Source organism: Sulfobacillus harzensis (assembly GCF_012933365.1).
Lineage (GTDB): Bacteria > Bacillota > Sulfobacillia > Sulfobacillales > Sulfobacillaceae > Sulfobacillus_B > Sulfobacillus_B harzensis.
Genome location: NZ_JABBVZ010000110.1, coordinates 1 through 10900, shown reverse-complemented (window position 1 = coordinate 10900; position 10900 = coordinate 1). Strand labels below are relative to the sequence as shown.

Below are 10900 nucleotides of genomic sequence, written 5' to 3'. Positions count from 1 at the left end.
AGTTTTTATTTCGCCATCCGGGTCGCGAAGTCCTTTTTGCGCCGGATGTTCGGGACTATTCACACAAGCTGCTAGGCCATGTAAAGAGGTAAAGAGGCTGCCTGAATGGGCAACCTCTTTACCCGTGCAATATTGGTCTCAATGCACTTGGCGGGCCGACGTGGTCCGTGGCTCGCCGGGCACGGGCAGCGTCTGGACCTGATTGCTGTCGGACGCATTGCCGAGATACCCAAGATTCCAGTTTTGTTCGATGGTGCGCAGCACCGAATAATGATCGGACCAGGTGTTGATGACAAAGTGATGCGGGTCGGCATTGTCGATGATAATCAGCGGGACTTGGCCGCCGCCGTAGGGACCCCCAGGCCATTGAAAGCCGTCGACCGTTCCCGCCGGTACGATTGGTGCGTCAGGACCGGGTGCTGTAAAGGTTTTCAGTTGGCTGGCCGTTGGCGTACCGTTGGGGTAGGTGGCTTCGTCCCATGTAATGTAGATGACGGACTTGCTGGTCTTCCAACTTTTGGACGCCATAATCATCCGAACCGTGTTCTGAATAAATCGATCGCCGGCCCGATACAACTGGGTGGGGTCGTTATAGGTGACGGTTGCTCCGGGACCGGGCGGCTGACCGTGCATGTCGTTAATGACGTTGGGAGAAATCCACACGAAGTTGGGAACGTGATTCGAATCCAGGCTGGTCTTTAGCTGCGAGAACGGCACCACATTCTTGAGGCGGGACGGATTGTCGACAATGTCGGTCATGAGTGTAAACGGGTTGTGCTTCAACGCATAGAGAGCGTCGGGCGGGGTTGTCGCGGGACTGGTTCCCGTCGGTTCGTTGTCCGGATACCAGTATCCGGTGTATCCCGTGGAGGGCATGCTTTGCATGTAGCCTTTCCAGGTGATTCGATGCGCCTCCAATTGGTCGACCAGGTTGGTGTGATTGAATTGCTGAGTGGGATTGTCGCTGTGGGTCCCCCAATTGCTGCCGGTGATGAATGCCACATAGTTGGCGAGACTCTCATGGGTGACCCCGTAGTAATTTGAATCGTAGCCATAGGTGTTGATGAGGTGGTTGATGTACGGAAGATGGGGATTGCCGATAATCTGCGGAGTCCCGGTGTTTTCCATCATAATGACGTAGATATGCTGAAACGGACGGTTGGTCGCAGTCCGAGGCACAGGTTTGGAAGCTGACGCGCCTCCAAGCCCCAGTGAGGCGATACCCGAAGCAAATGCCAATGCCAAGAATTTCGTTGCAAACCGCATCCCTATTCCTCCCTGACAAATATTGGTATAACCAGAGAATAACAAGATCCAGAACGGGCGTTGTTAAGCGGCAGCTAAGACTGTGTAAACATTCAATTAAGATGGCGTTGGACTCGCGACATTCCAGCGATCGCCGCGATGCCTCGAGCCCCGGGCAACCTTTCGGAGCTCAATCGTTTTCCCCTAAGGGACAGTATGTCCACTTAGCCGTTTTTGCCCACATTTTTCTAGACTGGGAAAGTAAAGTCAGCGCTTCCCCGCAAGGGGAGAAGCGCTGGATGAGAACCGGACACGCCGGTTGTTAGAGGACGGGTCAGTTCACGTAAACGTCGCTGGGGATGACTTTGTACGGCGACCTTTTGACGTCATGGACGGACTTCAAAGTGTTGGGCACGTAACTATGGGGAACCACCACCCAGTTGAGGTGCCAGATCGGGCTGTATTTTGGATCTCCCGGAATAGAGTCATAAATGTTGAGCTGCAGCGGTACAAAAGTGGCCCAGTGGTGCCGTCTGCTCACGTGGTACACGATGACATATTCCTGAGCGACCTTGGTACGCTTCGGATCGATGGGCAATGGGATATTGGGGCCGTATGCCCAATATTTCTTCCCATCCACCCAAGCGGTCTCCAACTTTTGCAAGAGCGGATTATTGTAGTCCAGCTGCTCGGTTAGTTCCCGCGTGCTGACGCAGCGGACCCCCAACTTGTAGTAGATGGGCAAATCAACGGTTGGATTGACCGGCTTGATCCCTTCGTACATTTTAAAGGCCTCAACGCCCGATGCGGTGACGGGACCGAAAATCCCGTCAATGGGGCCAATGTCATAACCGTGGGATTTCAGCGCCATCTGAATGGCTTTGACGTTTTCGCTTTGCGTGTAGGGATGGGTTAAGGTGACGGTGGTACAGGTCAGGGCATCACTCATCGTCCTGCCTCCTTTCTAGAGCACGGCTCGTACAAAATAGCGGTGGGTCGGAATAATGGGATAGCGACTGGCCTTGATTGCGTCTTCCGACCGAAACTTCGCGGGATCGTAGTCGCGCGGCACGATGAACAGCACCTCCTCCACGACGGGTTGGTAGTGGTAGCTGCCCGGCAGGAGGCTCAGGACAGGATAGTGCCCCGTGGGATCGCCCGGCTTCTTGGGATCATCGTGGTGTGGATAGAAGAAGAGGTACTCCTTGACCGGCACCTGCGGCGGCTTTTTCCACACCACCTCGATATGCTGGTCGAGCAGGAAGTAATAGTAATTGTTGTACCACACCGTGATGACCGTCTGGCCGAGTGGGTTGGAGTAGTTAAGTTGCTCCGTGAACTGGGCGCCAACACGATATACAGGTCCGTGGGTTATTTCCATCATGTCATCCCCTTTGGGCCAGGTTGAGTTGGGTACGGGGATTGAACCCCAAGGTCGCCGTCCAACCGCGTGGTCGGTCCCTTCCCGGTCTTTTGGCCTGAGACATTCTACGGACGAATCCCGAAAGGCGTTACAGACAATGGAAAAAATGGTACGGCGTGGTTGAGCCCTGGAGAAGGATGAGCTCCGCTCAACTTGAAGTGGGGCTGGCTTGGTGAGCGGGTTGGGTCATTCATCAGGCCCTGGCTGCCTCCGGTCACACCTTGTCGGCACGGACGATGAGCACAGCCGGTCGGCGGCGCAACTCCTCTGCGATCTCTGGACGCCGACGCCGCCCTTCTTGGGTGACATCCGGTTCAAGCACGGCTTTGACGGACAATCCGGCCTGAATGACTTCATGGACGTAGTATGCGACGGGTCGGTGCCATTTGGTTAGGGTTATCCCGTTTCGCGCATCGTGCCGCGGTCCCCAGTCGAGGTATCCGTCGATGGGCCATGCCAATGGCTGGCCGGCATCATCTCGAATCCAGTCTCTGGAACTGTTCGCGGACTTCAGCGGATGTTCGACCGAAAACACCAGGCATCCGCCCGGCCGCAGCCACTCAAAAATGCGTGCGAAGACCGGGATGCATGATTCGACGTAGGGAAAGCTGCGCACACTCAACACACAATCGACACTGTTGGCCTCGAAGGATGCTTCCTCCATCCTTGCGGAAATCCAGTGAATGCGGGAATCCGCGATGCTCAATGATCGCATCACCGGAGACGGCTCAACAGCCGTCACCCGCGCTGCCCCGACCTGCAACACCCGGTGAGCCCAATCACCCGCGCCGGCCCCAAGGTCCACGACGTGGGCGTGAACCAAGGAGGGGAGGACGGATTCCAGTGCCGGCTGTTCGACATAGTCCGTCTCTACTCGTTGGCGCTGAACATATCGCTCCATTGTTTCCCGATGGTCCCAGACCTCCAAGGGATGTTCCCTCCTCAGGGATTTTCTGCACGGATACGGCTCTTTTCGTCTCTACGTATGGAGGATGTTGGAGACGGTGAATTTTGCCGATATCTCGCGGAGAGAGCCGCAATCTCTCCTGTCACCATATGCTCTGTCATGAAAAGCGCGCTTCAATGCGGCGGGTGGCCAATGGGGTGGGTTGCCCGAGGCAAGGGTCCCCACGCCGCCAGGCGGACGTGGGGCTCTTTGTGGGCGGATCAGCCGGTCACGGTGACCGTCATGGTGGCGGGTGCGGACGTGGCCATGGTGGAGTTTGGCACAATGGCGAATAGATACCGTCCGGGCTGGGTGAAGTGATAGGACCAGCGGTACAGGCTGTCCGCGTTGACCAGCGGCACCTGGCCGCGTGGCCACCCATTGCCGGAACTTCCGCCGTAGAGCTCTAATTGCCCGCCGTTGACCAAATGGGCGGTATGACTGTCGGCTGGCCAAAACACCACCGTGCTGCCCTTCGCTACTGTGACGGACGACCCCGCGGAATGAATGGTGCCGTTGCTGGTGGCGGTAAAACGGATGCGCTGGCCCGATGACTTCGCCAGTATGTCGGTACAAGAGAGCGTGCTGAGTGTCGCGTGGCCGTCATGTTGCACCGCCTCCACCCCGCTGCAGCCGTCTTGGCTGACCGTCAGGCCATGGGAGGTGCGGGCAAGGGCGCCGTCGGCCAGCATATTGTTGTCACTGCCGTTCCAAAGAACCCGGGGTGTTTGATGAGGCTGCATCCACACAATTAGGCCGTCGTTCCATATGGTCGATGCGCCCAGGGAGGCCGCGTCCAACAGACCCACCAAGGCCCCCTGGGCAGTCTTCTCAACCTGCCAGGCAGTGATGGCGGACGTCGCTGGGTGTCCCGGCATATAAATTTCTTGCAAGTTCAAGGCCGGAGACTGCCAGGCGACACGCCAGTGTTCGCTGTGGCTGTTCCAGGTCACAGCGCTCATTTTGAGGCTTCCCAAAACACTGGACGTGCTCCTGGGAGCCGCGGTGGTGATCACCAGCTCTTCGGGGGCATGGCCCTTAAAGGTGAGCGCTGCCGTTTTGACAATGGTGCGGTTTTGGGGAAGCAGCTGCTTCAATGTCGCTGACGACGGCGGGCCAGCCGGCGCCAGGGATTCCGGCCCTGGGGCTGATGGACTCATGGTGGAGCCACACCCCGAAGCCAATGCCGCAAGGCCAGCCGCGCCCAAGAACGAGGCGAGAAACCGCTTGAATCGGCAGTGGGTCTTTGTTGTTGTATCCGCCAACGTCCACAGCCCCCTTCTTCTTGTATGAGCGTTGTTGGCTCTTGCATTTCTCAACGTGGCACAGAGCCCGGCGGTTACACGTCTAATCCTTCACGCCAAAAATTTAGGTTTCTTTTCCCGGATGCGCATCAATCCGGCGCATAAGGTCTTTCCCGGCCGGCGGGTGAGAGCATGGAAAACGGACACCCCGGGGCATCTGACGGGGGCCGCTCAGCTATGGATTCATATTAAAGCGAGGGTTCCTCTTGGCGGGTTAAGTGTCCAGCGGTCGGGCGCCAAGCCTGCCACGTCAGGAAAAGACCGGACAATAAGGCGGCGAGGGCGGCAGAGGTCATCATGGGCCGCACTCCGAGACTGCTGGCCGTGACGCCCCCAATCAGCACGGCGATGACGGTCAATCCGTATTGGGCGGCTTGCACTGTGCCCATTACCCGTCCCATGATGGCGGTTGGCAGGGCATATTGCAGGTGAAGGCTTAGGCCAGCATTGGCAATCGACTGGAATATGCCGAGGCCGATGAGGGTGGCTGCGGCCTCCGACAATGTGGTCGTACGGCTGTAGAGAACGTAGCAGGCCGCCGACAGCAACGCGCCCACTCCAAGAGCGAGGCGGCGGGAGAGCCGCTTGCCCCAAAGAACAGCAAGGGCGGCGCCAACCACGTAACCGACGCCAGCCGCACCAACCAAGAGGCTGTAGCCGCTCCGGCCGAGGTGAAGCGCTTGGCGGGCGAACACCACTTCCTGGGCATCAGCGGCCGAGCCGAACACGATGATGCCGGAAAAGCCTGCGATGACGGCCAGGATGCCCCGGTGTTGACGGAGAAAGCGGGCGACGAGTGCCATGTCCTTCCGCCAGTCGGCAGGCTCGGGAAGACCTCCTGGGTTCAGAGGCGGAAGGAAGATGAGAGCCAGCGCAGACGCCAGGAACGAAGCCGAATCGATCCAGATGGCGGTGCCGGTTTGGTCATGCAGCAGCAAGAGTCCCGCTACCGCGGGCCCCAAGACCAGGGATCCGTAGGTGAATAGACCGCGCAGGGACGTGGTCCGAGCCCAAGCCGATTCGGGAACCAATAGCTTGAAATAGGGCGGTAAGGCTGTCATGAAGAGCGTGCCCGCGGCTGAGGTAAGAAACACGGCGGCATAGATCAGGAAGATGTTCGGCATGAGGGGAATAAGACCCACCGTCACGGTGCTCAGAAGGTTTGATGCGACGAGGCTTCGGCGGCGATCCCAGCGGTCCGCCAAGCCGCCCGACACCGAACCGAGCAGGAGACCCGCTAAGGGCGGCACCATCCACAATCCCGAGACAGCCAAGCTGGAATGGCTGGCATCCAGCACCCGTACGTTTAAGGCCACGAGATAGATTTGGTCCCCCAACGAGGAAATGGCTAACCCGGCCAAGAGAAGGGCGATGTGGATCCGCCGGGTCACAGCTGATCCTCCATGGACTTGATATGGAAGAGGACTTGGAAGTCGCGTCGCGGCCCTTGGGTCCGCACGGTACGTTTTTCCCAGGCTTCGAGAACCAGACTGACCTCTTCGAGCAGCTCCTCCGCTTCTTCCGATGTCAGCGAAAGCCACGTGGACAGGGTGAGCAGATTGGGATTTGGGGGCCGATCGTGCTTGAAGCGCGTTGCGCGGGTCCGATAGTACTTTTCCTTGATAGAGCCAATCTGGCGCGTTTCCACCAATTCCAGTATTCCGCCTTCATGGAGCTTGGTTATGTGGTAATGGATGTTGCCGCGCGTCTCGCCCAGTTCGTCCGCCACTTGTTTGGCGGTTTTCGGGGTTTGTGAGAGGACGTGCAAGATACGCAGCCGCAGCGGACTGGAAAGTAAGTGATATTGCTTGGCGCTAATCGGGAGCGCGGGTTTTTCATCCAATTCGGCATCCTCCGTCCTAGCCTATGAATTCAGACTCTGGACTATAAATTTAGACTAGAACGCGACTCTGGAAAAGTCAACCCGCGGCGTGTCCGTTACTCCGGACGACTGGCCTCGGCCAAGGTCTTGCCGCGGGTTTCCTCCGCCCACAAAACGGATACGAAAAGGCCGAAAATGGTTATCACGGTGGCAATCAGCATGGTGTCGCGAATGCCGATGGCGGCCAGGCTGAAGGGCAGAACGAAGGTCCCGACGAAGGCGCCAATGCGGCTCGCACTGGTCGCGACCCCCACTGCGGAGGCGCGAATGCGGGTGGGATAGAGCTCGTTGGGGTAAATCCAGTCAAGCACGTTGGGGCCGCCTGAGGCGAGAGCATACACCACAAACCCGAACATGACCATCCAAAGGGGTGGATGGGCAATGACAGAGACAATGGCGAGCCCGACGGTCATGAAGACAAAGCTCCAAATAATGAGAGGGCGGCGGCCCACGGTCTCAACCAGGCGGAGCGCGGGTAGACACCCTATCAAGAAGACAAAGTTGATGGCAGCGGACCCGAGATTGGCGGCATTGCCGCTGGCGAGACCAAAGGAGCTGAGAATTTTCGGCCCGAACGCCCCCAGCGCGAACAACGGGACAATCTGAAAGAGCCAAAAGAGGCTCACAAACAGCGTACGGCGGAGGTATCCGTCTTGAAAGACGAGACCGAATGATACGGGTTTCTCATTGGCTGGGGGAAGCTCCGACTCCGGCCCGAACACCTGATTCATCACTGCGCGTGCCTCATCGACGCGGTGATGGGCCATGAGCCAGCGAGGCGACTCGGGGGTGCCGTGGCGCAAGATGACCAGGGCAAAAGCGGGCACCGCGCTGCTGGCCAGCATCCACCGCCAGGCGCCCGGTCCCAGCCCCACCAAAAGATACCCGACCAGATAGGCGACGGTGCCCCCCACATACCAAGCCACAATCTGCAGTCCCAGCATGGTTCCCCGATGCCGCTTGGGGGCAAATTCGGCCAATAGCGAGGTGGCGATGGGATAGTCGGCCCCGATCGCAATGCCCATAATGACGCGCAGGACGAAAATCTCCGGTGCGTTGGTGGCAAATATTTGCAAGATGGACATGATAACGATGACCCAGAGGTCAAGGGTATACATAAGTCGTCGTCCGACCAAGTCGGTGACATACCCAAACACGGCGCCGCCAAGAAACATTCCACCCAAGGCCGATCCGCCGATGAGGCCTTGCCAGGTGCTGTTCAAGTGCAGCATTGGCTGCATTTGCGTCATGGCAATGCCGACAATGCCGAGAATGTAGCCATCCAGAAAGGGACCGCCGGATGAATAGGTGGTGATGCGGCGATGAAAAGGGCTCATCGGCGCGTTTTCCACGGTCCGGCGTGGTGCGCGCGTGCGATGGGGGGTTTTACCGCGGGTTTTCGTGGTGGACATGTGTAACCTCCTAAGGGGTAAAGTGGCTAACCCGAAAGGCGGTTATGCATTAATCACCACCACCTGAAAGAAATGGCATGAGACATATACATAGGGAAAGCGGCCCTCTGCGGGAAGGGGTACAGGTGCAGAGGACCGCTTCATAAGATTGACGATTATCGGGTAGATTTCGTTGCACGGATTTTCTCTTTACCGAACCACCTCATTGGGCTAGTGGCTGGTGGAAACCCACCAATACTGCATCTGCGGGATGCCAGGCGAGGCATCGGCGTACTTCACCGAGTTATGCACGTCGGGCGCATGCACCACTAAAGCTGCTGGATTGTTCATCCACAGCACGGGGAGATGGTGTGCGGTGAAGACTTCGTATTTAAAGAAAGCCTGCGTGTTGGCGGATGTGGTGTCATAGGGCTGATGGGTGGCGTTGATCAAGGCGTCCTCTGTCGAGTTTGAGTAGCCAAAGCCCGAAGGTGCGCCGGTGTTAAAGAGTCCGTCGCCGGAGGGATAGAAACCGGGGCCGTCATAATACCAGCCCGTGCCGGTTGCCATTTCCCATTGGCTCGGTTGTCCGGCCGGGCTTGCAATGCTTATGAGGTTGTTGAAGGTTACCGGCTTCAACGTTACTTTAATCCCTTCCTTGGCCCAGTCCTGCTGCATGATTTGGGCTGTGGTGGTCTCGGAGGTGGTGCCGGTGGGGTACAGGAGGGTAAAGGACATTTTTTGTGATCCCCGGGTCATGACGCCATTCACCTCACGCCAACCATGGGCCTCCAAAAGCTTTTTGCCGGCGCTGGGGTTATAAGGATAGGGGTTCTTGTTCAAGGCTGGGTCGTAGAACTTGGTCATCGGGACTTTAGGCAAGGGTCCGTCCATGGGCGGGGCGAAGCCGTGGTACACCGATTGATTGATGCCTTGCGTATCGATGCCCATCTGCAGTGCTTGGCGGACATAGAGGTGCTTGAAAATGGAACGCACCGGGGATCCGGGGAAGAGATTTAAGGCGGTATCGAAGTAGGCAAAGTAATACTCTGGGGTAATGATGTCGCCCTGAGAGGTTAGCTCGCTGCGCGCTCCCCATTGGCTTACATCCAAATAGCCCATGTTGGCTGCCCCGGTTTTAAGTGCGGCCAGCTCCGACGCATTGGAACCTTGATATTGCAGGATAATCTTGTTGACAATGCTCTTGTGTCCCGCGTATTCCTTGTTAGGCAAGAGCGTCCAGTACTGGTGGGGAACCACCTTGCCCAGCTTAAAGGGCCCGTCCACCACCGAGACAAACTTGGGATTGCTCGCCCCATTGCCCAAGTACTTCAGTTCTGCCGTCATGTTCGGCTTGACATCCCAGATATGGGGCATGGGCACCAACTGGATAATGCCGTTATAGATGAACCATTGCTGGTTGGTGGGCTGCTTTAAGGTGATGGTGACCTCATAGTTTCCGTTGGCGGTCACGCTTTGGATGCCATTCGGAATGTCGCCGGTTCCGGCACCCACATAGGGCCACGGCGAGGGGGCATTATTGGCTGAGGCGGCCTTAATCACATCCCAGGTGAACAGCACGTCTTGACTGGTCACGGGCATGCCATTGGACCAACGCCACTTCTTGTGGAGATAGATATGATAGACGGTGCCGCTCTTGTTGTAGGTGATTTTTTTGGCGACCGACGATTTCCAATTGATGGAGTAATTGTTGTTGATCCATAGCAAGGGCTTATAGATTTCGTCGTATAGTCCGGCGTTGTAGTCGTACTGGGCATCGACAATGGGAAGGTACCAGTTGTAGGTGGTCTGCGGAACTTGGGCAAAGATAATGGTGCCGCCCGGGGTGGGCTTGCTTGTTGACGAGGATGCCTGGCTCGTCGGACTGGCGCCGCATCCCGCAGCCAACAGCGCAACGCCTCTGGCCATCAGAGCTCCTAGTCCCGCCTTTTTGGCGGTCTTCCAAATGGGTGCGGGCTGCATTGTGTCACTCCTTTGTTGTTGTGAAGAAGAATAATGCTTTTCCAACGAGTGGGTAGATTGGAATAATGAACCGATTATACCAGAGCGCAACATTTTATCAGATGCGCCGTAAAACTCCGCCGTTCAGGGCGGAGATATAAGGCGCTGACCCTGTAGTAGGGGTCAATCCGGGGTGTCCTGTTGTTCGATGTATTGCCGAATGATGGAGCGAGGGGCTCCCCCCGCCGATCGGCAAAATAACTCGGCGACCAGAGGCTGCCGCCCCCCAGCGCCCGCTCAATGCTCGGATAGTGCTTCTTACGGATCAGTCGGGATGAGACGCCCTGGAGGCTATTCACCAGTCGAGCAATCGCGACTTTTGGCGGGTATGTGATCAGCAAATGCACCTGATCTCGCTCGCCGTCGAATTCTTCCAGCGCGTCGCTTCAAAGTCCTGGCACACGTTGGAAAAGATGGCCCGCAGGTCTTCCACGATCTCTTTTGTGAAGACCAACCGCCGATACTTTGCCACAAAGACCCAATGCACGTGCAAGGCGAAAACACAATGTCTGCAAGTGCGGTAGTCGCTTTAATTCGCCATAGACCAAGCGTATAATAGAAACAATAGTTCGTAAAGAAAAAAAGGGGGGAACTTTACGCACGAAACCATCGTCTTCACCTATCGGATTTCCCTCTCCCCGACCGAATGGGCCAAGGCGTCCGCCGCCCGAAGCGCGGCTGGAGACC

General features: G+C 57.3%; 9 protein-coding genes and 1 pseudogene. All 10 read right to left on the bottom strand.

The window, feature by feature from the left end; all coding sequences use genetic code 11:
• Nucleotides 1-138: 138 nt before the first annotated feature.
• Nucleotides 139-1266, bottom strand: coding sequence for an alkaline phosphatase family protein (locus HIJ39_RS19100; protein WP_169102551.1), 1128 nt, complete (start codon nt 1264-1266; stop codon nt 139-141).
• 313 nt (nt 1267-1579) lie between these two features.
• Complete coding sequence (locus HIJ39_RS19095; RefSeq protein WP_169102549.1) at nt 1580-2194, bottom strand: peptidoglycan-binding domain-containing protein; 615 nt, start codon at nt 2192-2194, stop codon at nt 1580-1582.
• A 15-nt stretch (nt 2195-2209) separates the two neighbouring features.
• Nucleotides 2210-2629 (bottom strand): hypothetical protein, encoded by a 420-nt coding sequence (locus tag HIJ39_RS19090; RefSeq protein WP_169102547.1) that lies wholly within the window; start codon nt 2627-2629, stop codon nt 2210-2212.
• Between the two features lie 253 nt (nt 2630-2882).
• A complete protein-coding gene (locus HIJ39_RS19085) occupies nt 2883-3596 on the bottom strand; it encodes a class I SAM-dependent methyltransferase (protein WP_169102545.1) in 714 nt (237 codons plus the stop codon).
• Between the two features lie 239 nt (nt 3597-3835).
• A complete protein-coding gene (locus tag HIJ39_RS19080; protein WP_169102543.1) occupies nt 3836-4879 on the bottom strand; it encodes a cupredoxin domain-containing protein in 1044 nt (347 codons plus the stop codon).
• A 227-nt stretch (nt 4880-5106) separates the two neighbouring features.
• Nucleotides 5107-6309 (bottom strand): MFS transporter, encoded by a 1203-nt coding sequence (locus HIJ39_RS19075; RefSeq protein WP_169102541.1) that lies wholly within the window; start codon nt 6307-6309, stop codon nt 5107-5109.
• Nucleotides 6306-6761, bottom strand: a complete 456-nt coding sequence (locus HIJ39_RS19070; RefSeq protein ID WP_169102539.1) for an ArsR/SmtB family transcription factor — start codon at nt 6759-6761, stop codon at nt 6306-6308. Before HIJ39_RS19070 ends, HIJ39_RS19075 begins: the two co-directional genes overlap by 4 nt.
• Nucleotides 6762-6856: 95 nt before the next feature.
• Nucleotides 6857-8212, bottom strand: coding sequence for an MFS transporter (locus HIJ39_RS19065; RefSeq protein WP_169102537.1), 1356 nt, complete (start codon nt 8210-8212; stop codon nt 6857-6859).
• Between the two features lie 210 nt (nt 8213-8422).
• A complete protein-coding gene (locus tag HIJ39_RS19060) occupies nt 8423-10174 on the bottom strand; it encodes a peptide ABC transporter substrate-binding protein (RefSeq protein ID WP_169102535.1) in 1752 nt (583 codons plus the stop codon).
• Nucleotides 10175-10336: 162 nt separating this feature from the next.
• Nucleotides 10337-10706, bottom strand: a pseudogene (tnpA, locus tag HIJ39_RS19055) (IS200/IS605 family transposase).
• Between the last annotated feature and the right edge of the window lie 194 nt (nt 10707-10900).

Bases quoted from the DNA above. Each gene is read 5' to 3' on its own strand.
- HIJ39_RS19090 (WP_169102547.1), bottom strand. From the start codon at position 2,629: ATGATGGAAATAACCCACGGACCTGTATATCGTGTTGGCGCCCAGTTC.
- HIJ39_RS19095 (WP_169102549.1), bottom strand. From the start codon at position 2,194: ATGAGTGATGCCCTGACCTGTACCACCGTCACCTTAACCCATCCCTAC.
- HIJ39_RS19100 (WP_169102551.1), bottom strand. From the start codon at position 1,266: ATGCGGTTTGCAACGAAATTCTTGGCATTGGCATTTGCTTCGGGTATC.
- HIJ39_RS19060 (WP_169102535.1), bottom strand. From the start codon at position 10,174: ATGCAGCCCGCACCCATTTGGAAGACCGCCAAAAAGGCGGGACTAGGA.
- HIJ39_RS19065 (WP_169102537.1), bottom strand. From the start codon at position 8,212: ATGTCCACCACGAAAACCCGCGGTAAAACCCCCCATCGCACGCGCGCA.